This window comes from Streptomyces sp. NPDC001922 (assembly GCF_042891165.1).
GTDB lineage: Bacteria > Actinomycetota > Actinomycetes > Streptomycetales > Streptomycetaceae > Streptomyces.
Map to the genome: position 1 here is coordinate 319,603 of NZ_JBIASV010000010.1, position 20,810 is coordinate 340,412.

The window sequence follows — 20,810 nt, forward strand, 5'->3', positions numbered from 1 at the left end:
GGGATCCCCCGGCGCGGCTCCACGGTGTCCGGGGCCTGGGGCCCCGGACAGGGACCGGGTTCGCCGGCGGGCCGTTCGGGCCGTCCCGCGGTGCCCTCGCCATGCACGGCGGGCGGCGGTGGTGGCGGTGACCCCACCCAGCCGTCCACTGACCGGTGGACCCGAAGTTCAACCGGCCGGACGTGCCGGGCACCGCACCCGGCCGACCAGGATCCCGGGTATGAGTCAACTCCCTGTGCGGATAGCCCGATGGAGCGCCCGGCACGCGGGGCGCGCGATCGCCGGCTGGTTCGCGTTCGTCGCTCTGTGTCTCGGCGCCGGCATCGCGGTCGGCTCCCACGGAGCCACCAGCGAGGATTTCCGGGTCGGTGAGGCGGGGCGCGCCGAGGCGATGGCGGCCGAAGGAGGCCTGCAGCGCAGGCCCACCGAGCAGATCATGATCTACGCCAGGTCCGGAACGCCGGACACGGGCGAAACCGATGCCGTGGCCCGCGAACTGACCGAGCGCGTGCGGAAGCTGCCGGAGGTGGACAGGGTGGGGGCCCCGGTCCGCTCCGAGGACGGTGAGGTCCTCCGGGTCCCGGTGGTCCTGAAGGGCCCTGAGCTGGACGGCAGGAAGAACGTCGTCCCGCTCCTCGAACAGACGGCGAAGGTGCGCGCCGGCCACCCGGGCCTGGTCGTGGAGGAGACCGGCTCCCCCTCCATCAGCAAGGGGGTCAATGACCAGCGGGCGAAGGACCTCACGCTCTCCGAGCGCATCACGCTGCCGGTCACGCTCCTCACCCTGCTGGTCGTCTTCGGTTCGGTGGTGATGGCCGGTGTGCCGTTGCTGCTGGCGCTCTCCTCGATCGCCGCCGCCCTGGGACTGTCCATGATCGCGTCTCATGTCCTGCCCGATCCCGGGGTCGGCACCAACATGATCCTGCTGGTCGGCCTGGCGGTGGGCGTCGACTACACGCTCTTCTACCTCAAGCGGGAACGCGAGGAACGCGCCCGCGCCGGCGGTCGGCTCGGCTCGGCGGCCCTGGTGGAGCTGGCCGCGGCGACCGCGGGCCGGGCCATCGTGGTCTCCGGCCTCGCCGTGATCGTCTCCACCGCCACCCTGTATCTGGCCACGGACGTCATCTTCTCCTCGCTGGCGACGGGAACGATCCTCGTCGTGGCCGTCGCCGTGGTCAGCTCCCTGACCGTCCTTCCCGCACTCCTGGTGAAGATCGGCCACCGGACCGAGCGCCGTGCGGCCCGCAGGGCCGCCCGCCGGGCGAGCCGCGGCAAGCCGGTCCGTGCGCAGCGGGCGGAAGCCGGACCGGGCCGGGTGTCCGGCGCTCTGCTGCGGCCCGCGCAGCGGCGCCCCGCCCTCACCCTGTGCGTCTCGGTACTGGTCATGCTCGCCCTGGCGGCGCCCGCGCTGGGTCTGCGGCTCGTCGACCCGGGCCGGGACACCTTCTCCCGCGACATCCCGGCCATGCAGGCCTACGACCGGCTGACCGCGGCCTTCCCGGAGCTCCTGGTCGCACACGAGGTCGTTGCCCGCTCCACACCGGACCGCGCCGCGGAGGTGCAGCGGGCTCTGGGGGACCTGGGCCGACGGGCGCAGGCCGATCCGCTGTTCGCGCGGGACACCGAGCCGAGGGTGCGTACGTCGGCCGACGGCCGGATCAGCGTGCTGGAGCTGGCGGTTCCGTTCCCCGCGCCCTCCGGCGAGGCGGCCGCGTCACTCGACCGCATCCGTCAGGTCCATCTGCCTGCCTCGGTCGGCAGGCTGTCCGGCGTGGAGACGGCGGTGAGCGGAGATGTGGCCCGGGGCCGCGACTACGTGGACCACGAGAACGGCAAACTGCCCCTGGTCATCGGGTTCCTGCTCCTGGTCACCTTCCTGATGACCCTGTGGGCGTTCCGCTCGGTGGTCATCGGCCTGACCGGCGTCGTCCTCAATCTGCTGTCCGCCGGGGCCTCGCTCGGTCTGCTGGTGGTCTTCTTCCAGGGGACGTGGGCAGAGGGCCTGCTGGCCTTCGACTCGCTCGGCGCGATCGCGTCCCGGGTGCCCCTGTTCCTCTTCGTGATCCTCTTCGGCCTGTCGATGGACTATCAGGTGTTCGTGGTCAGCCGGATCCAGGAGGCCCTGCAGAACGGGATGCCGGCCCGCGAGGCCGTTCTGGACGGCATCAGCCGGTCGGCCAAGGTGGTGACCAGCGCGGCGATCGTGATGGTGACGGTGTTCGGCGCCTTCGTCGCCCTGCACCTCACCGAGATGAAGCAGATGGGCTTCTGCCTGGCGGTGGCCGTACTGCTGGACGCCGTGGTGATCCGGCTCCTGGTCCTGCCGTCGCTGCTGCTGCTCCTCGGCGAGCGGGCATGGTGGCCGTCCCGCCCGGCGCGACGGGGACGGACCGCCGTTCCCGCTGCCGGACCGCGGGAAACCGTAGGCTGACGAGAATGATTCAGCGGCCGCAGCCCAACGACCGGTTCCGGATACGGACCCTTCGCCGGTGGTACACCGTCTCCTGGGTGCTCCTGGGGGTATGCCCCCCGATCATCTCCGTGCTGGGGGACACCGGAACGACGAAGTACTGGTCGATGGCGCTGCCGGCCGTGATCGTCCTCTGCTACGCGATCGTGCTGGCCTTACCGGGCAATCCCGTGCTGCGCCCCTCCACCTTCCTGGCAGTGCTCACTCTCGGCCTGGGCGGCATGTCCTGGGTGCGTGGCGACGGCGCGGCACTGTTCATCGTGTCGCTCCCGCACTTCTGGCTCTTCGCCAGGAACCCGCGGCACGCGATCGCCTTCAGTGGCGTCGCCGCCGCGGGCACCGTTGCCGGCGTCGTCCTCCACTTCGGCGGGCACGCGGACTTCCTCAGCGGCAATATCGTCTTCACCGTCATCGGCTATGCGGCGGGCGTGCTGCTCGGACTGGGAGTGGTCCGGATCATCGAGCAGAGCGACGAGCGCGCCCGCCGTCTGAGCGCCGAACTGGACAGCGCCCAACGGCGCCTGGCCGAGGCGCACCGGCTGCAGGGCGCCACGGAAGAGCGCGAACGGCTCGCGCGGGAGATCCACGACACCCTCGCCCAGGGCTTCGCGTCCATCATCGTGCTGGCGGAAGCAGCCCGCTCCGGTCTCCGCACGGATCCCGGCAGGAGCGCCCAGCAGTTGCTCTCGATCGAGAACACGGCGCGCGAGAACTTCGCCGAGGCGCGTGTCCTCGTCGGCTCCGCCCCGCGGAGCGGTGTCGCTCCCGGTTCGGTCGCCAGGACACTGCGCCGGACCCTGGACCGGTTCGCCGAGGACACCGGCCTCACCGTCACCGCGGAGCTGCCGGACATCGAGTGCGACCAGCCGACCCGCATCGCGCTGCTGCGCTGCACCCAGGAATCCCTGGCCAACGTCCGTCAGCACGCTGCCGCCTCCACGGTGGATGTCGTCCTCACAGCGCACGCACACGGGGTCGAACTGGACATCACCGACGACGGCCGCGGCTTCGTGGTCGAGGACTCCCGTGGCTTCGGGCTCAACGGGATGAGCAAGCGTCTCGCCGAGCTCGGTGGCGAGCTCACGGTCACCAGCTCGGTCGGCGACGGCACGCGCGTCCTCGCCGTGATTCCCGCGAACGGTCAGGTGTGACATGACGGAAGACACGCTCCGCATCATCGTGGTGGACGACCACACGGTGATGCGCGCCGGCGTCATCGCGCTGCTGGCCTCCGAGCCCGCCATCGACGTGGTCGGCGAGGCCGGCGACGGCCGCGCGGCGGTCGAACTCGTGGAGCGACTGGACCCCGATGTGGCACTGATCGATCTGCGCATGCCCGTCCTCGACGGGACGAGTGCCACCGCCGAGATCGTCGCCGGCCGGGCACGGACCCGGGTGCTGATCCTGACCACATACGACACCGATGCGGAGATCGAGCGCGCGGTGGAGGCCGGGGCGATCGGCTACTTGCTCAAGGACACCACGCGTGACCAGCTCGTCGACGCCATCCGGTCCGCCTCCCGGGGCGAGACGGTCCTGGCCCCGCGGGTCGCGGAGCGGCTGGTCGCCCGGATGCGGCAGCCGGCGCCCGTGACGCTGACCCCGCGGGAGGCCGATGTGCTGAGCGCGGTCGCCGACGGGCTGTCCAATCCGGAGATCGGCCGACGGCTGGTCATCTCGGAGGCCACGGTGAAGACACATCTGCTGCGGGTCTTCGCCAAGCTCGACGTGACGGACCGCACGCACGCGGTGGTCGTGGCCCTCGAGCGCGGGCTGCTGGACCGATGTCAGCGCTCCGGATGAATGCGTTCCCAGCGGCCCGCGCGGCAGCAGGACGTCGACGGACTCGGGCTGCCGCCGTATCCCGCTGCCGCCCACTATCGCCCCTGTCGCCCACTGAGCGATGGGCACCGCAGGGTCGAGGCTGCCCCGGCGCCTCCCTGCCCGACGGTCGGCACGGCCTCGGTCGGCTCGGGCCGGCACGGTCTCGGTCGGCCCGGTCTCGGTCTCGGTCGGCACGGTCTCGGTCGGCTCGGGCCGGCCCCGGGGGTACCGGCCGTACGACGTTTTCGACCTCCCGTGAGGAGGACCGGGACGCCCGCCGGGTCCGAGCCCCCCTCACACTTCAGGCGGTCTTCCGCATCCGGTCCATCCGCACCACGTCCGACAGGCACTCCGACCACTCGCCCTTGGCCTCGCCCATCGCCACCTCGCCGAGGCGGAGCAGCTGGACGTCCGAGGTGCCGGCCGGGGCGAAGATGTGGAAGGCGTCGCGCAGATAGCGCTCGATCGGACGGTCGGTGTACAGGCCGCAGGCCGCATGGATCTCCATGGCGTTGCGGGCCGAGTCCAGCGCGTACTCCACGTTGACCAGCTTGGCGTTCATCAGCTCCGCGTCGCATGGCAGGCCGTGGTCCAGCAGGTCCACCGCGTGATAGGCGGCCAGCCGTGCGGTCATCAGACGGGACTGCATCTGGCCGAGCTTGAGCTTGATGGAGCCGAGCCCGGCCAGCGGCTTGCCGTACCGTTCCCGCTGCAGGCAGAACGCGGTCGTCTCGTCCAGGATCGCCTGGTGGATGCCGAGGGAGACCGCGGCGAGGTTCGCCCGCCCGTAGAGCATGCTCGAGGAGTAGGCGACATTCAGGCCGTCGCCCTCCTCGCCGAGCAGGTTCGCGGCGGGGATCCGGCAGTTGTCGAAGACCAGCTCGCCGAAGCTGAAGCCGTGCAGGCCCAGCGTGGGCTGCTGCTCCGCCAGCGAGAACCCCGGGGTGCCGGTCTCGACGAGGAAGGCGGACAGCCCCTGCGAGCCGGGGCGGGTGCGGACGACGACGCCGTGCAGGTCCCCGACGTGGCTGTTGCCCACGTACACCTTGCGGCCGTTGAGGACGTAGTCGTCGCCGTCACGGACGGCGGTGCCCTCCATGCCGAGGACGTGCCCGCCGGACTGGGGCTCGGTCACGGCGATGGTCGGCAGGCACTCGCCGGCGGCGATGCGGGGCAGCCAGGTCTTCCGCTGGACATCGTTGCCATAGTGGATGATCTTGGCTGTGCCGAGCTGGGATGCCTGGACCATGGCGCCCATGGCTCCGCTGACCCGGGCGAGCTCCTCGATGATGATCGTCTTCGCCAGGTGCCCGGCGCCCATGCCGCCGTACTCCTCGTCGACGGTCACGCCGATCCAGCCCTGCCGGGCGATGAGCCGCGAGAGCTCGTGGGAAACGCTGCGAGAAGCCTCCATCGCGGCTATTCGGGGCCGTACTTCGCGTTCCGCGAATGCGTGCACGCGATCGCGCAGATCCTGGTGATGGCCATGAGCCAACAAGCGTTCCACGACGAGCCTCCTCCGCGCTTCCCCAGGCGCCCTCTGGGCGCGGGGTCGTTCGTCGGCAGCGACCCGCACAAGGTTCGCCGACCGCAACATCGTCTACAACCCAACGGTGACAGCCAAGATCGTTTAACCCCTTTGGCCGAAACCCTCCGTGTTGCCTTCGTGACTCAACTGTGCGATGCGGCAAGACTTTTGATTGCGCATCAGACACTCGGCGGACGCCGGAGGACCGTTGCGATCCGGCCGCCGCGACCTCGCCATTGGCCTGCCCACCAGGCAATTGCCATGAGTGCCGCACCCGATCGGGGGCGGCCGGCCGGGCCCTCGGACCGACGCGGGCGGGCCGGCGAACGTTCCCGCTCCGGATGCTGTGCGTTTCGGCCGCGCCATCAGGGCGCCCGGATGTCCGAAGGAGCGCACCCGCGAGTCCGCGCGCCGCAAACACGGCGATGAGCCCGTCAAACGCCGATCGCCAGTCCGAATCAGGCCAGAACAAGGAACAAACGACCGTAGAGGGCCGAAGCGTCGTCAAAGCCCCCGACGAACCACCCGCCCGCGTACGTTCCCGGATGACCCGGCTGCCACGGAGCCGGGGGGCGATACGGTGAGCGTGTGGCGATCAACGGTGACGAGACGGCGGTAACGGTTCCGGGGGCGGCGCTGCTCATTGCGGCGGCCCCGGTCGGCAAGGGTCGTCTGATGGACCCTGCCGCCGTCCTTCCGGCGCTGGCGGCGGTGCCTCCGCGGGTGCTCACCGGCACGCCCGGAGCCAGCGTCGTCGAACTGGTGGACCCGGCCGACCCCCAGGTCGTGCTGACCCGGCTGCGCACCGCCGCCGCCTTCCCCGGGCCGCTGCTGATCCACCTCATCGGGCAGCTGACGCTGGACCGCAAGCAGCAACTGCCGCACCTGGCCCTGGCACGGACCACCGCCACCACCGTGCGCTACACCGGATTTCCCTGGCACTGGCTGGCCGCCGAACTCCAGCACCGGCCCGCGGGCAGCACGACGATGCTGGCCGATCTGGTGGCCGACGCCGCCGCGTGGTCCCGTCTCCGGGCGTTCCCCGACACCCTGCGGGCCGACGGGGTCCGGCTGTTCGGCACCGTGGCTCCCCCGCCGGAGCGCCGGTCGGTCGCCGCCCCGGAGTACAGCCGGGCGGTCTCCGAGATCCTGCGGCCCGCCACGTCCCGGCCACCGCTGGAGGACGTGCACCGCCGGGCGGCGGCGATGGCCGGGCTCCTCGACGGCACACATCTGATGCTGGGTGAGGACGGGGGCGCCGGGGCGTACGGGGCTACGGGCACCTTCCCGGCGCCGGCTGCCGCCACAGCGCCCCCTTCCGCCCCCGGCACGGCGTACCCCGCGGCTCATGGCCCGGCTCCGGCTCCCGGACACGTCGCGGCTCCGGGAGGCGCCAACGGCATGGAGGCCACCGGGAGCGCGGGCACCGCGGCATATCTCCAGGGCGGCGGCACGAACGGCGAGGCCGGGAGCAGCCCCGGAGTGAACGGCCAGGGCCCGAACGGGCAGAGCGTGAGCGGTCCGGGTGTGAGCGGCCAGGGGCCGAACGGGCAGGCTCCGAACGGCCGGGGCGCGCAGGGCCACGGCACCGACGGACACGGAGCGGCGTACGTCTCGCCCGCGTCCGCCCAGCCCGTACCAGCCCAACCCGTACACGCCCAACCCGTACACGCCCAACCTGTACACGCCCAGCCCGCACACGCACAGCCCGCTCCGCCCCGACCCGGCCCGTACGGCGGCGCGTCGGCTCCGCCGCAGCCTCATGAGCACACCGGTGCGTATCCGTCGGCGGCCGGCGCGGCCCACACCACGGCCGCCCCGGCACCGGCCACGCCCGCGCATCCGCCCGCCGACAGCGGCACAGCAGGCCCCGGCACGGGCGCCCCGGCCCAGGCCCCGGCGCCCGTGCAGCACCCCCCGCGGCCGGCCGCGGATCCCGACCCGCACCCGGCGATCCTCGCCGCGGCGCGTGAGGGGCGGCACGGTGAGGCGGCCGCGATGGCCGCCGCCTGGGAGCAGCAGGCACTCCGGCTGTACGGCGCGGCGTCCGCGGAGGCCGTGCACTGGCTGGAGGTGCGGGCCGATCTCGCGCGTCTCGCCGGTGACTTCGTCCGGTCCTGCGAGCTCTGGACGGCTGCGGCCTCGGCCCGTATGCAGCGCGGCGAGCCCGCGGAGGCGGCGGACGTCGTGGCCGCCGTGGACCGCGCGCACCACTGCTGGGAGCAGGTGGCGGACCCGGCGGCGGCCCGCGGGCTGGCACACCATCTGCTGGAGATGCGGCGCGCGGTGCCCGGCCCGCGGCCCGGTGCGGTACAGGCCCTGGAGCGCCGGATGGAGTCGCTGGACGGCGTCGCCGCGGGCTGACCGCACGCCCGGCGGTCGGCCCGGCGTGCCGCCGGCCCCGTCATCGGAGAACCCCGCGCGGCGCGGCAGCGGTCAAGGCGTCGCCGTGTGTTCCTGGAGCAGGGCCCGCATCTCCGCGTGGAAGACCTCGTAGCGCGCCCGGAGGGCGTCGCCCGGCCAGTCGGCGGGCAGCAGTCCGGCGGGCAGCAGCGGGTCCGCCATCAGGTGGCGCAGGATCGCGGCGGCCGCGGTGAACTCCCCGGCCGGGTCCGGGGCCTGTTCCAGCGCGGCGTGCAGTGCGCGGGCGCGGTCGGCCCACCCGGCCAGGTCCCACAGGGACGCGGCGAGGGCGGCCGGATCCTCGTCGGGGCGGCCGGTGAGCAGGGTGCACGGCCCGGTGACCGAGGGCGGGAGCGGCCGGCGGAGGTTGGCGGGGCGCAGCCAGGTGCCCTCCCGCAGTTCGGCCAGGCGCAGGGCGGTCATCTCCTGCCGCAGCGCCGAGCGTTCGGCGGCGGGCCGGGGCTCGGGGGCGACCACGGCGATCTCCCAGGCGCCCTCCCAGGGGCGGGTGCGGGGGCTGCGGGCGTCGTCCTGGCGGGCCTGGCGGTGCAGCAGCCGGGCGGTCAGCGCGTAGCCGCCGTCGCGCTGTTCGAGGTCGCCGGCCGCGACCATGCGGGAGAGCGCCACGCGGACGGTGCCCTCCGCGATCCCGAAGAGCCGGCCGACCCGGACCAGGGCGCGGGCGGGCAGCAGCGGCGGGTGGTGGCCGAGCAGGGTGCTGAGCACGACCGAGCGGGCGGTCAGCGGCCGCAGCCCGGCGCGTCCCGTGCCGTCCATCCGTATCGCACCCCCGCTCTCTTACATGCTTCCGACGCGCGCAGTGAAACTGTAACGTCCAGGACAGGAGCCGACCACGCCACTCCCCGGAGGTTGCCGTGAGCACCACCCATGAAGTCCTCAACCAGGCGCCGCCGCTGACCCCGTTCAGCGCGGCCGACGACCCCGCCCTGCTGGAGGCGCTGCGGCGCGACGGAGCGGGCTGGGGCGAGGAGCGGATCCGGGAGCTGGGCGCGCTGGCCGGCTCGGACGAGGTGCAGGAGTGGGCGCGGGCCGCCGAGGAGCACCCGCCGCGGCTGCGCACCCACGACCGGTTCGGCCACCGGATCGACGAGGTCGAGTTCCACCCCGCCTGGCACCGGCTGATGACCGTCGCCGTCGAGAACGGCCTGCACGCCGCGCCGTGGGCCGAGTCGCGGGCGGGCGCGCACCTGTTCCGCGCCGCCCAGTTCTACGTCTGGTCGCAGGCGGAGGCGGGTCACGGCTGTCCCGTCTCCATGACGTACGCGGCGGTTCCCGCGCTGCGCGCCCAGCCGGAGCTGGCCGCGGTGTACGAACCGCTGCTGGCGGCCCGCAGTTACGACTACGGGCTGCGGCCGCCGCTGGAGAAGTCCGGGCTGATCGCCGGCATGTCGATGACGGAGAAGCAGGGCGGCTCGGACGTACGGGCCAACACGACACAGGCGGTCCCGGCCGGCGACGGCACCTACCGGCTCACCGGGCACAAGTGGTTCACCTCCGCCCCGATGAGCGATGTGTTCCTGGTGCTGGCGCAGACGACCGAGGGGCTGACCTGCTTCCTGCTGCCCCGGGTCCTGCCGGACGGCACCCGGAACGCCATGCACCTCCAGCGGCTGAAGGACAAGCTGGGCAACCGCTCCAACGCCTCGTCCGAGATCGAGTACGACGGTGCGGTGGCCTGGCCGGTCGGCGAGCCGGGCCGCGGGGTGCGCACCATCGTCGAGATGGTCAATGTGACCCGGCTGGACTGTGTGATCGGGACGGCGGCAGGGATGCGGGCGGGGCTGCGCCAGGCCCTGCACCACACCGCGCACCGGCGGGCGTTCGGCGCCGAGCTGGCCGACCAGCCGCTGATGCGCAACGTCCTCGCCGACCTCGCGGTGGAGTCGGAGGCGGCGACCCTGCTGGCCATGCGGCTGGCGGCGGCCCTGGACCGCTCCCAGGCCGGGGACGCGTCCGAGGCGGCGCTGCGCCGGCTGGGCCTGGCGGTCGGCAAGTACTGGGTGTGCAAGCGGGGCAGCGCGCACGCCGCGGAGGCGCTGGAGTGCCTGGGCGGCAACGGCTACGTGGAGGAGTCCGGGATGCCGCGGCTCTACCGCGAGGCGCCGCTGCTGTCGATCTGGGAGGGCTCGGGCAATGTCGCGGCGCTCGATGTGCTGCGCGCGCTCGGGAAGGAGCCGGCGGGGCTGGACGCCCTGCTGGCGGAGCTGGACGCGGCGGCCGGCGCCGACCGCCGGCTGGACGCGGCGGTGGCCCAGGTCCGGGCCGCCCTGCCCGGGCTCGCCGATCCGGCGCGCGCCCAGCTCGACGCCCGGCGGCTGGCGGAGCGGATGGCGCTGGTGCTCCAGGGCAGTCTGCTCGTCCGGTACAGCGACCCGGCGGTCGCGGACGCGTTCTGCGCGTCCCGGCTCGGCGGGGACTGGGGCCACGCGTTCGGCACGCTCCCGGCGGGCACGGATCTGGCGCCGATCCTGGAGCGCGCCCGGCCGAAGGCCGCCGGATGAGTGTGCGCGTCGAACGGCAGGGCCCGGTCACCACGGTGGTGCTGTCCCGGCCCGGGACCCGTAACGCCGTGGACGGCGCGACGGCCCGCGAACTGGCCGACGCCTTCCGGGCGTTCGACGCCGATCCGGTGGCGCGGGTGGCGGTGCTGTGGGGCGAGGGCGGGACGTTCTGCTCCGGTGCGGACCTCAAGGCGGCCGGTACGGAAGCGGGGAACCGGGTGGAGCCGGACGGGGACGGGCCGATGGGCCCGACCCGGCTCCGGCTGGCGAAGCCGGTGATCGCCGCGGTGAGCGGGCACGCCGTGGCGGGCGGGCTGGAGCTCGCGCTCTGGTGCGATCTGCGGGTGGTGGAGGAGGACGCGGTGTTCGGCGTCTTCTGCCGCCGCTGGGGCGTGCCGCTGATCGACGGCGGCACGGTCCGGCTGCCCCGGCTCATCGGTACCGCCCGGGCGATGGACCTCGTCCTCACCGGGCGTCCGGTCCCGGCCCGGGAGGCGTACGACATCGGGCTGGCCACCCGGCTGGTGCCGCCCGGCCTGGCGCGGACCGAGGCCGAGGCCCTGGCCGCGGAGATCGCCCGTTTCCCGCAGGCGTGTCTGCGGGCCGACCGGGCCTCGCTGCTGGCGCAGGACGGTCTCGGCGAGGAGGCGGCCATGGCCGGTGAACTGCGCGGCGGCCGGGCCGTGTTGGCCGAGGGCCTGGAGGGTGCGGCGCGCTTCGCCCGGGGCGCGGGGCGGCACGGCGACTTCGGCGCGCTGTGAGGGGCGGGCCGTCGGAGCCGCCCTGCCCGCCGGACGCTGAAGGCGCCCTCGTACCGGCACCGCGTGCCCCCGTCCGGGCCCGGACGGGGGCACGCGGTGACCGTTGCCCGCGAGGTGCCGGCCCGGTGCGGACCGGCGGACCCGCCCGGGGCGGGTGCGTCTCGTCGGGAATCGCTACGGCCCGGTACGCGTCTCGGGGCCCGGCCGTCGTTCCGGCCGGGCCCCGAGTGCAGCGGATGGGTCAGCGGACGGGATCAGTCGATGCCGCGCAGAATGTGCGACTCGGCTGGGTCCTCCTCGTAGCCTGCCAGCCGGATCGGCGCTGATCTGGCCCAGACATCGAGGTTGCGCACCTCCTTCATCCGCTTGTGAGGCTCCTCAGGCTCCGGGGGGAGCTGATGTCGCTTCGTCTTCTGAGGTGTCACCGCGCACACTCCTTCGCGTCGGGTGAACCGGACGTGCCGACGGAACCTCGACCGGGCGCCGGACGCCCGATGGGGCTGAGGAAAGGGCTGTTCGGACGCGGTGGCGCCGGACTACGCGACCGGGATGGCGGCCATGGTGAATGGCGCATCCCGGGACGGGCCGAGGGTGTCGGTGCTTCCCTGAAGAGGCTGTCCGTCAGCTTCCAGAATAGCGACGATCGGCCCGCCGCGCGCGACAATTCCGGCGTGGCCGACCACGCTGCGTGCACGCCGCTGATCAGGGACTCCGTCCGCTCCCGGCCCCGGCCCCCCGGCAGCGCCGCGTTATCCGGTCCCGGCGCGGGGCACCCGGGCCCCATGGCGGATCTGCGGACGGCCCGGGAGTCGTACTGGATGGTCTCGGCGGAGCACACCGGGTACCCGCCGCTCCGCGCCGGTCTGGAGGTGGACACCGTCGTCATCGGCGGCGGCATCGCCGGGCTGTGCACCGCGTGGGAGCTGGAGCGGGCCGGACAGAAGGTGGCCCTCCTGGAGGCCGACCGGATCGGCTCCGGTGTCACCGGCTACACCTCGGCGAAGCTGACCGCGCTCCACACCCTGGTCTACGCGCGGCTGCGGAAGCAGCAGGGGGCGGAGGCGGCCCGGCTGTACGCGGAGTCGCAGCAGGACGGGGTCGAGCACGTCGGCCGGATCTGCGCCGAGCTGGGGGCCGACGCGGAGCTGGAACGGGTCCCCGCGTACACGTATCTGGAGTCGGAGGAGCGGGTCGGTGAGCTGCGGGCCGAGGCCGAGGCGGCACGGGAGGCGGGGCTGGCGGCGTCGTTCGTCACGACGACGGAGCTGCCGTTCCGCGTGGCGGGAGCGGTGCGGGTGGAGGACCAGATGCAGTTCCACCCCCGGAAGTTCCTCCTCGCGATGGCCCGTGACCTGGTCGACCGGGGCGGGCTGATCTTCGAGCGCACCCGGGCGACGGAGCTGCACGACGGGGCGCGCTGCCGGGTCGGCACCGAGCACGGCGCCACGGTCGTGGCCCGGGACGCCGTCGTGGCCACGCACTATCCGGTGTTCGACCGCGCCCTGCTGTTCACCCGGCTGAAACCGCGCCGGGAGCTGGTGGTCGCCGCGCCGGTGCCCGCCGGGAGCGCCCCCATCGGCATGTACATCACGCCCGAGCGGCGCACCCGGTCGGTGCGCACCGCCCCGCTGGACGACGAGCACCGGCTGCTGATCGTCACCGGCGAGTCGTTCGAGCCCGGTACGGGGGACGCGGAGCAGCGGTTCGCGCGGCTCGCCGACTGGACGCACCAGCACTACCCGGGCGCCGGGATCACCCATCGCTGGGCGGCGCAGGACAACGACAGCACCGACGGGCTGCCGTACGTCGGCCACTTCCACCCCGGCACCCAGCACGTCTATGTGGCGACCGGTTTCGGCGGCTGGGGGCTGAGCGGCGGGGTGATGTCCGGCCGGCTGCTGACCTCGCACATCGCGGGCGGCCCCCGGCCGGGCTGGACGGAGCTGTACGACCCGAGGCGGCTGCCGCATCTGCGGGAGGCGCCGACGCTGCTCCAGCGGCAGGCGGAGGTGGGCCGGCACTTCGTCGCCGACCGGCTGCACACCTCCTACGTCGACTCGGCCGAGGACATCCCGCCGGGCAGCGGCGCGGTGGTGCAGCTGGGCGGGCGGCGCTGCGCGGTATACCGCGACCCCTCCGGCGCCGCGACGGCGGTGTCCGCGCGCTGCACCCACCTGGGCTGTCTGGTGCAGTTCAACGGGGCGGAACGGGCCTGGGAGTGCCCCTGCCACGGCTCACGGTTCGCGGTCGACGGCTCGGTGCTGGAGGGCCCGGCGATCCGGCCCCTGGAACCCCGGGACCTCGAGGAGTGAGCGGCGGGAGCGGGAGGAGGGTGCTCCTGGAGCGCGGGATGGGCACGGGACCGGGACGCGGGCGGACGGGGTGGCGTTCGCGGCGCTCAGGGCGGAGGGTGGAGACAGAGCATTTCCGCGGGAGCGAGGTGAACCGCCGTGCCTGCGACACCGCCGGCGGTGCAGGGTGCGCCCTGCTGGGTCAGCCTGATGGCACACGATCTGGACGGCGCCCAGGAGTTCTACTCCTCCGTGCTGGGCTGGCAGTACAAGCCCGGCTTCCAGGGCGCGGGCAGCTACTCCGTGGCGCTCGCCCACGGGACGCCGGTGGCCGGACTGGGGGCGATGGCCCGCACCCTGGGGTTCCCGGTGTGCTGGACGGCGTACTTCGCGGTGGACAGCGCGGACCTGGCGGCGGAGCGGATCCTGGAGCGGAGCGCCACGGTCGCGGTGGGGCCGATCGAGTTCGGGAAGGGCCGGGTGGCGTGGGCCGCCGACCCGGCCGACGCGGTGTTCGGCGTCTGGGAGGGCGAGGTCGATCCGGACTGGCGGGTGAACCGGCGGGCCGGCGCCCCGGCCTGGCTGGAGCTGCGCACCCGGGATCCGTTCGCGTCGGCCCTCTTCTACGGCGAGGTGTTCGACTGGGACCGGCCGGAGGACAACTGCATCGACGTCCGGTACGAGGACGACCGGGTGGTGCTGCGGATCGGCGGCCACACCGTGGCCGGCCTCCGGGGCGGCGGCGTCGAGGACGCCCCCGACCCGAACATCCGGCCCCAGTGGCACGTCTACTTCTGCGTGGACGACGTCGACGCCGCGGCGGACCGGGCGCTCGCCGCGGGAGGGACGGTCGTCTCGCCACCCTCCGACGCGCACTTCGGCCGGATCGCGGAGCTGCGGGATCCCGAGGGCGGCCTGTTCCACCTCGCTCACTGAAACGTGTTCCACCTTGTCCGTCGAGGCTCCCTGCCGACCGTGGCAGCCGGGAGATCGGCGTCGCCTTCCGTTCACTTCCGACTACGGTACTGTTCGCCCTTTTTTGTTACGGTTTCAGCGGAATGATGAGGCGCGGTTCGTTGTCTTCCGGGGCGGCACCTGTGGGCACTCGTCCCGTCCGGGCCGCAGCCGCCCGGCCGATCAGTCAACTGAACCGTCCGTGACCCGAGTTCGCCGCCGACATCGTCGCGGCCTCCCGGCAGGGGGAATCTCCAGGGGGACATCCGAAGGCCGGCACCGAGCCGCGGCACGCATCCGTCCGCTCGCGGTGTCCGTTCGGAGCGCCGGCCGGAACGTTATCCGCAGGACCACGAGGGGTAAGCCGAGGACACATGCTCGACCGCTTGATCCGGGCCCTCGCAGAGCCGAGGAAGCCCGCGCCCGACATCCAGCTGCTCGCCAAGGCAACCGTCGCTGCGGGTGGCGCGTGGTGGCTGGCTCTGCTGCTGCCCGGGCACGACCAGCCCTACTTCGCTCCGCTCGCCGCGCTGGTGGGCGTCTATCCGACCGTGCTCAGCTCGATGCGCGAGGCCGGGCGGTTCGCCGTCGGCTTCCTGCTGGGGGTGCTGCTCGCGGTCCCGGTGTCGCTGCTCTTCGGTCAGGGGCTGTGGGGGATCCTGGTCGTCGTCCCGGCGGCGCTGCTGCTGGGGGCCTGGCGCAAGCTGGACGGCCAGGGCCTGCAAGTGCCGTTCACCGCGTTGTTCGTCCTGCTGGTCGGCGGTACCGCGCCGGCGTCGTACGCCCTGCCGCGGCTCGCCGATGTCGTCATCGGCGTGACCATGGGCATCGTCGTCAACATGGTGCTGCCGCCGCCGCTCCGGCGGGCCGAGGCCGGGGAGGCCGCCTACCGGCTGGGGCTGCGCACCGCCGAGCTGCTGCGCGACACGGCGGCCGAGATCCGGGAGGGCTCTCTGTACGGCTCGGCGCACCGCACGGAACGGCTGCTCGCCGTGCACCGCACCACCCTGCACGTCGCCGACGCCCAGCTGACGGCCGCCGAGAGCCACCGGTTCAACGCCCGGTCGCGGCTGGCCCGGCAGCATCCGCCGCTGCCCGCCCACACGGTGCTCGACTCGCTGTACGCGGCGGGTGAACAGGCGCGGGTGCTCACCCGGGAGGCGCGGCGCGGCGGTGCCGGTTCGGACCCGTCGCTGCTGAGCACCGGCTTCCGGGAGGAGTTCGGCGATCTCCTCGACCTGCTCGCCGGCCTGGCCGCCGAGTGCGGCCGGTCGGGGCAGGGCCCGTCGGAGGAGCAGCTGGAGGAGGCGTGGGCCTGCTACCGCTCGGTGCGGGCGCTGGCCATGGAGACCTACGGCGTGGACGGGGAGGAAGCACCGAACCGCCATCTGGCGCAGACCCAGCTGTGCGCGCTCGCCCTGCAGTTGCTGTTCGACCTGGTCCCGGAGTCGGCGGAGGTGACGCCGGTGGAGGCGGTGGGGGCGGCGGCCCGCTGAGGGCCCCGGGCGGACGCCGGTCCGGCGCCCCGGCCGGACCAGGACGGCTACCTGCCCACAGCTGCCTCCCCACGGCAGGCGACCTGGGGCGGCTCCCCCCGGGAGCGGGGGCGAACAAGGGCCGGGGCAGACAGCAGAGCTCCGACTTTTGTCCGGGCTGGGCACCCCTGTGCCGGACGAAAGACGGACACAACGGCTTCCGGAGTCCGGACGCAGATTTCGGGACCGGGAAGCCGGCCCGGACGGATGGCCGGCCTGAACAGGTGACCGGCCCGGACTGGACCGCCCCGAACGAGCCCCGAACCGGAACCCGGGGTACCGGCACCCCGGCCACCGGGGTGTCCCGGCGCTCCGTAGATTGGGGCCATGCCTGCGGACCTGCGTCGCCAGCACACCAGCGCGTGCGAGCAGCAGCTGACGTACCCCGAGCACGGGGCCACCCTGGACGGGCCGTTCCCCTCGGGGTACTCCCGGCTGCACCACCGCGTCCGCCTCGGGGAGGGCCGGGAGCTCTTCGAACGGGCCGGGGCGCACGTCCTGGACTGGGCCGCGCAGCGCGGCTCCGGCTTCAGCGTGTATCCGGGGGATCCGGCGGCGCCCGGGGAGACGGTGCTGATCACGATCCGCGTCCCCGGGCTGCGCTTCCCGCGCCGGGTGATCCCGTGCCGCGTCGTCTGGACGCTCCACGAGGAGCGCCGCGCCGGTTTCGCGTACGGGACGCTGTCCGGTCATCCGGAGTGCGGGGAGGAGTCGTTCACCGTCACACTCGACGCGGACGACGGCGTGTGGTTCGAGGTGGCGGCGTTCTCCCGGCCGGGCACCTGGTACACCCGCTGGGGAGGCCCGCTGACCCGGCTGGTGCAGCACGCCGCCGCCAGGCGCTATCTGCGCGCGGTCGTGGCCGCGGTGAGCAGCCGCTGACCGGCACCGCTCCGGGCCCCTGATAGGGCGAGCACCGCGCCGGGCATGCATCGGGCATGACCGTTCTCGTCGGCACGTCCGGCTGGCAGTACCGGGACTGGCGCGACGTCCTGTATCCGCCCGGACTGCCGCAGCGGCTGTGGCTGGAGGAGTACGCCCGGCGGTTCGCGACCGTCGAGAGCAACAACGCCTTCTACCGGCTGCCGGCCGAGGGCACCTTCGCCACCTGGCGGGACCGGACCCCGCAGGGGTTCGTCATGGCCGTCAAGGCGAGCCGCTATCTGACCCACATCAAGCGGCTGCGCGATCCCGAGGAGCCGGTGCGGCGGCTGATGGAGCACGCCGCGGGGCTCGGTCCGCGGCTGGGCCCGGTGCTGCTCCAACTGCCGCCCACGCTGCGGGCGGACGCCGGGGCGCTGGACGCCTGCCTGGGCTGCTTCCCCGGCGGGACCCGGGTGGCGGTCGAGCCGCGGCACCCGTCGTGGTGGACGGCGGAGGTCCGCAGGACCCTGGAGCGGCACGGCGCCGCCCTGTGCTGGGCGGACCGCGAGTCCCGGCCGGTGACACCGCTCTGGCGCACCACGGGGTGGGGCTATCTGCGCCTGCACGGGGGCCGTGCCGAGCCGTGGCCGCGCTACGGACGGCAGGCACTGGCCACCTGGGTGCGGCGGATCTCCGACACCTGGCCCGCGGACGCCGATGTCTTCGTCTACTTCAACAACGACACGGACGGTGCCGCCGTCCGGGACGCGGTGGCCTTCGCCGCGGCGGCCTCCCGGCACGGCTGCCCGGTCAGCCGGACGCCGCCCCGTGCCGTCTCCCGGGCACCGTCCGGGCGCGGCTCCGCACACTGATCGCGGACGCGGGATATACCTGCGGTCGTACGGGGCCGAGGACGCCCGGCCCGGCGCGGCGCGCGGTCCGGGCGCACCCGCCGCGGTGTCGTCCGCCCGGCGTACGGGGCCCACGGCGCGTGGACGTGATGGACCGGGCGCGAAGGGAAGCAGGGGTATGGCAGACATCGTGCACCGGCGGGTGGTGGTCGCCGGGGCGGTGCAGGGCGTTTTCTTCCGGGACAGCTGCCGCCAGGAGGCCGTGGCGCGCGGTGTGGCGGGCTGGGTGCGCAATCGGCTCGACGGGACCGTCGAGGCCGTCTTCGAGGGTGCGCCCGAGCGGGTCGCGGAGATGCTCGCCTGGACGCGCCACGGGCCGTCCGCCGCGTCCGTGGACGAGGTGTCCGTCGAGGACGGCCGGCCGGAGGGGCTCACCGGCTTCGAGGTCCGGCCCTCCGCCCGGTCATGACGGCGCGACCGGCCGGAGGGAACCGGCTGCCGCACGAGTCCGGCCCGGCGCCCGACCGCGGTGGCGCACGCTGCCGCGTCACCGGTCCGTGGCCCGGCACGCCCCTCCGCACCCCGCTCGGAACCGGCCCCGGGTGGCATCCTGAAGGGGTGGACGAGTCGGCACTGCTCCTGCGTTTCCCTGCCGGGCTGCGGCTGTTTCTGGCGGCGCGTCACCGGGACCGCGAGGTGCCGGTGACGGCCGACGGGACGTCCTCGCTCGGCCATCTGGTCGAGTCGGTGGGCGTTCCGCTGCCGGAGGTGGGCGCACTGCTCGTCGACGGGCGCCCGGTGGACCCCGGCTACCGGCCGCGCGGCGGCGAGGTGGTGGAGGTACGCCCGGTGGGCCGTCCGCAGGACCCGGCCCCCGATCCGCTGCGGTTCGTCCTGGATGTCCATCTCGGCACGCTGGCACGGCGGTTGAGGCTGGTCGGGGTGGACGCGGCCTACCGCAACGACATGGACGACGACGCGCTGATCGAGCAGGCGAACACCGAGCGCCGGGTGCTGCTGACCCAGGACCGGGGGCTGCTGCGGCGCCGGGCCCTGTGGCGGGGCGCGTACGTGCGCGGCGCCCGGCCCGATGCTCAGCTGGCGGACGTCCTGGACCGGTTCGCGCCCCGGCTGGCCCCCTGGACCCGCTGCATGGCGTGCAACGCCGCCCCGCTGTCGCCGGTCGACAAGGCGGCCGTCGCCCCTCTGCTGCGGCCGGGCACCCGGCGGACCTACGACCGGTTCATGCGCTGCCCGGACTGCGGAAAGGTCTACTGGCGCGGGGCGCACAGCGGCCGGCTGGAGGGGATCGTGCGGGCGGCGCGCCGGCTGACCGCGGTCGCCCTGGTCTCCGTGGTGCTGGTGGCGGGCCTGGCGGGGTGCACGGACTCCGGGTCGGAGGAGGAGCCGTCGCCGACGCGGTCGCAGGAGGTCTCGCCGTTCACCGGGCTCCCGGCGCGGGCCGCGCCCGTGCTCGCCGTCAAGGTGGACAACGTCCCGCCGGCCCGGCCGCACACCGGTCTCGGCGCGGCCGACCTGGTCTATGTGGAGCAGGTCGAGGGCGGGGCGACCCGGCTCCTGGCCGTGCTGTCCTCACGGCTGCCCTCGGTGCTGGGGCCGGTGCGCAGTGCGCGGGAGTCGGACATCGAGCTGCTGGAGCAGTTCGGCCGGCCCGCGCTGGCGTACTCGGGAGCGCAGTCCGCGCTGCGTCCGGTGCTGGAGAAGTCCCCGGTCCTCGCGGTGCCGCCGGGGAAGGCCCCGGACGCGTACTTCCGGGGCGGCGACCGTCCGGCGCCGCACAACCTCTACGTCCGTCCGGCGCGGGCGCTGGCCGCCGCTCCGGACGCGAGCAGGGCGGCCGGCATCGGGTTCCGGTTCGGCGCGGCGCCGGAGGGCGGGCGGCGGGTGACGGAGGAGACCGTGCGCTATCCGGCCGCCCGGTACGGCTTCACCTGGTCGGCGGAGGCCGGCCGGTGGCTGGTGTCCATGGACGGCACCCCGGCGCGCACCACGGACGGCGGGCGCGACGGCGCGGCGACGGTGGTGGTCCAGCGGATCACCATCCGCGACTCGACGCTCAAGGACAAGCTGGGCAGCGTCTCGCCGTACAGCGAGACGGTGGGCTCCGGCACGGCGCTGGTGCTGCGGGACGGCAAGGCGTACGACGCCCGGTGGAGCCGGTCCGACGCGGAGAGCGGCACCGACTTCACCACCCCGTCCGGGGACCCGCTGAACTTCGCCCGCGGGCCGGTCTGGGTGCTGCTCACGGGCGACTGACGGGGCCCGCTGCCCGCTGTGCGCCCTGCTGCTGGCCTGCTGCTGGCCTGCTGGGAGGCCGGCGAGCGGCAGTGCACTGCTGGGGAGCGGAGGCAGCGCCGCCGGGCACATGTGGCGGCGCTGCTCTCCGGTCACCCCCCGGCTCTGCGGCGGCCGGCGGGTGCGCCGCGCGGTGGTTCGCCGTCCCGGTGCACCCCAATACACCGGGCGGTCCGCCGCGCGATCGCACACCGGCCGCCGCAGAGCCCCGTCCTCCGGCAGACGCCCTGCGCGGGTGCACACCGCGGCGTCCCGGCTCCGTCCGCTTCCTGTCGGACCGAGCCCCGGAGGAGCTCTCGGGCCGTGTCAGGCCCGGGTCGTGTCAGGCCGGCCCGGGCCGGCCGGGCTGTCGCCCCGGTCCCCCGCGGCCCGGCCGTGGGCCCGCTCTCCGCCGGCCTCCCGGCCCGCGCCCGTTCTCCTGCGCGCCACGTCCCGCTCCGTCCTCGCTCCCCGGCCACGGTCGGTCGAACCGTGTTGCCATGGAGAACGGA

The 20,810-nt window shown here is 74.2% G+C and carries 15 protein-coding genes and 1 pseudogene; 14 read left to right on the forward strand and 2 right to left on the reverse strand.

What is annotated here, in order from left to right; translation table 11 throughout:
• Positions 1-220: 220 nt before the first annotated feature.
• The 3 genes from ACFYYR_RS20740 to ACFYYR_RS20750 are packed head-to-tail and all read left to right on the forward strand — an operon-like array spanning position 221 to position 4,273.
• Positions 221-2,431 (forward strand): MMPL family transporter, encoded by a 2,211-nt coding sequence (locus ACFYYR_RS20740; protein WP_388855260.1) that lies wholly within the window; start codon positions 221-223, stop codon positions 2,429-2,431.
• Between the two features lie 5 nt (positions 2,432-2,436).
• Positions 2,437-3,621, forward strand: coding sequence for a sensor histidine kinase (locus ACFYYR_RS20745; protein ID WP_388855262.1), 1,185 nt, complete (start codon positions 2,437-2,439; stop codon positions 3,619-3,621).
• Between the two features lies 1 nt (position 3,622).
• Positions 3,623-4,273: a response regulator gene (locus ACFYYR_RS20750; RefSeq protein WP_388855265.1), complete on the forward strand. Its 651-nt coding sequence runs from the start codon at positions 3,623-3,625 to the stop codon at positions 4,271-4,273.
• A 322-nt stretch (positions 4,274-4,595) separates the two neighbouring features.
• On the opposite strand, the gene ACFYYR_RS20755 is transcribed toward ACFYYR_RS20750, so the two are convergent.
• Positions 4,596-5,801, reverse strand: a complete 1,206-nt coding sequence (locus ACFYYR_RS20755; protein WP_388855268.1) for an acyl-CoA dehydrogenase family protein — start codon at positions 5,799-5,801, stop codon at positions 4,596-4,598.
• 609 nt (positions 5,802-6,410) lie between these two features.
• On the opposite strand from ACFYYR_RS20755, the gene ACFYYR_RS20760 reads away from it, so the two are divergent.
• On the forward strand, positions 6,411-8,186 hold the full coding sequence (locus ACFYYR_RS20760) for a hypothetical protein (protein ID WP_388855271.1): 1,776 nt from the start codon (positions 6,411-6,413) through the stop codon (positions 8,184-8,186).
• A 72-nt stretch (positions 8,187-8,258) separates the two neighbouring features.
• Here the strand turns inward: ACFYYR_RS20760 and ACFYYR_RS20765 are convergent, their stop codons facing one another.
• A complete protein-coding gene (locus ACFYYR_RS20765; RefSeq protein WP_388855274.1) occupies positions 8,259-9,002 on the reverse strand; it encodes a PaaX family transcriptional regulator C-terminal domain-containing protein in 744 nt (247 codons plus the stop codon).
• A 98-nt stretch (positions 9,003-9,100) separates the two neighbouring features.
• Between ACFYYR_RS20765 and ACFYYR_RS20770 the strand changes: the two genes are divergently transcribed.
• The 10 genes and pseudogenes from ACFYYR_RS20770 (at position 9,101) to ACFYYR_RS20815 (ending at position 20,280) form a co-directional block, all read left to right on the forward strand.
• The gene (locus tag ACFYYR_RS20770; protein WP_388855277.1) at positions 9,101-10,747 is read left to right on the forward strand and encodes an acyl-CoA dehydrogenase family protein; all 1,647 of its coding nucleotides are present in this window, start codon (positions 9,101-9,103) and stop codon (positions 10,745-10,747) included.
• Entirely contained in the window at positions 10,744-11,508 is a 765-nt protein-coding gene (locus tag ACFYYR_RS20775; RefSeq protein WP_388855280.1) for a crotonase/enoyl-CoA hydratase family protein, read from the forward strand. Before ACFYYR_RS20770 ends, ACFYYR_RS20775 begins: the two co-directional genes overlap by 4 nt.
• Positions 11,509-12,290: 782 nt before the next feature.
• On the forward strand, positions 12,291-13,820 hold the full coding sequence (locus ACFYYR_RS20780) for an FAD-dependent oxidoreductase (RefSeq protein ID WP_388855448.1): 1,530 nt from the start codon (positions 12,291-12,293) through the stop codon (positions 13,818-13,820).
• Positions 13,821-14,009: 189 nt separating this feature from the next.
• A complete protein-coding gene (locus ACFYYR_RS20785) occupies positions 14,010-14,735 on the forward strand; it encodes a VOC family protein (protein ID WP_388855451.1) in 726 nt (241 codons plus the stop codon).
• A 392-nt stretch (positions 14,736-15,127) separates the two neighbouring features.
• Positions 15,128-16,249, forward strand: a complete 1,122-nt coding sequence (locus ACFYYR_RS20790; protein ID WP_388855283.1) for an aromatic acid exporter family protein — start codon at positions 15,128-15,130, stop codon at positions 16,247-16,249.
• Positions 16,250-16,615: 366 nt separating this feature from the next.
• Entirely contained in the window at positions 16,616-17,170 is a 555-nt protein-coding gene (locus tag ACFYYR_RS20795) for a DUF1990 family protein (RefSeq protein WP_388855286.1), read from the forward strand.
• Between the two features lie 56 nt (positions 17,171-17,226).
• A complete protein-coding gene (locus ACFYYR_RS20800; protein ID WP_388855289.1) occupies positions 17,227-18,024 on the forward strand; it encodes a DUF72 domain-containing protein in 798 nt (265 codons plus the stop codon).
• A gap of 157 nt (positions 18,025-18,181) precedes the next feature.
• A complete protein-coding gene (locus ACFYYR_RS20805; RefSeq protein WP_388855292.1) occupies positions 18,182-18,472 on the forward strand; it encodes an acylphosphatase in 291 nt (96 codons plus the stop codon).
• A pseudogene (locus ACFYYR_RS20810) lies at positions 18,469-19,251 on the forward strand (Mut7-C RNAse domain-containing protein); the annotation flags it as partial. The gene ACFYYR_RS20805 and the pseudogene ACFYYR_RS20810, both read left to right, overlap by 4 nt.
• Entirely contained in the window at positions 19,249-20,280 is a 1,032-nt protein-coding gene (locus tag ACFYYR_RS20815) for a DUF3048 domain-containing protein (protein WP_388855454.1), read from the forward strand. The pseudogene ACFYYR_RS20810 and the gene ACFYYR_RS20815, both read left to right, overlap by 3 nt.
• The last annotated feature ends 530 nt before the right edge of the window (positions 20,281-20,810 follow it).

What these genes read in the sequence shown, in the direction of transcription:
- ACFYYR_RS20800 (WP_388855289.1), top strand. Translation starts at nt 17,227, where the DNA reads ATGACCGTTCTCGTCGGCACGTCCGGCTGGCAGTACCGGGACTGGCGC.
- ACFYYR_RS20790 (WP_388855283.1), top strand. Translation starts at nt 15,128, where the DNA reads ATGCTCGACCGCTTGATCCGGGCCCTCGCAGAGCCGAGGAAGCCCGCG.
- ACFYYR_RS20750 (WP_388855265.1), top strand. Translation starts at nt 3,623, where the DNA reads ATGACGGAAGACACGCTCCGCATCATCGTGGTGGACGACCACACGGTG.
- ACFYYR_RS20795 (WP_388855286.1), top strand. Translation starts at nt 16,616, where the DNA reads ATGCCTGCGGACCTGCGTCGCCAGCACACCAGCGCGTGCGAGCAGCAG.
- ACFYYR_RS20745 (WP_388855262.1), top strand. Translation starts at nt 2,437, where the DNA reads ATGATTCAGCGGCCGCAGCCCAACGACCGGTTCCGGATACGGACCCTT.
- ACFYYR_RS20805 (WP_388855292.1), top strand. Translation starts at nt 18,182, where the DNA reads ATGGCAGACATCGTGCACCGGCGGGTGGTGGTCGCCGGGGCGGTGCAG.
- ACFYYR_RS20775 (WP_388855280.1), top strand. Translation starts at nt 10,744, where the DNA reads ATGAGTGTGCGCGTCGAACGGCAGGGCCCGGTCACCACGGTGGTGCTG.
- ACFYYR_RS20765 (WP_388855274.1), bottom strand. Translation starts at nt 9,002, where the DNA reads ATGGACGGCACGGGACGCGCCGGGCTGCGGCCGCTGACCGCCCGCTCG.
- ACFYYR_RS20815 (WP_388855454.1), top strand. Translation starts at nt 19,249, where the DNA reads ATGCGCTGCCCGGACTGCGGAAAGGTCTACTGGCGCGGGGCGCACAGC.
- ACFYYR_RS20780 (WP_388855448.1), top strand. Translation starts at nt 12,291, where the DNA reads ATGGCGGATCTGCGGACGGCCCGGGAGTCGTACTGGATGGTCTCGGCG.
- ACFYYR_RS20740 (WP_388855260.1), top strand. Translation starts at nt 221, where the DNA reads ATGAGTCAACTCCCTGTGCGGATAGCCCGATGGAGCGCCCGGCACGCG.
- ACFYYR_RS20785 (WP_388855451.1), top strand. Translation starts at nt 14,010, where the DNA reads ATGGCACACGATCTGGACGGCGCCCAGGAGTTCTACTCCTCCGTGCTG.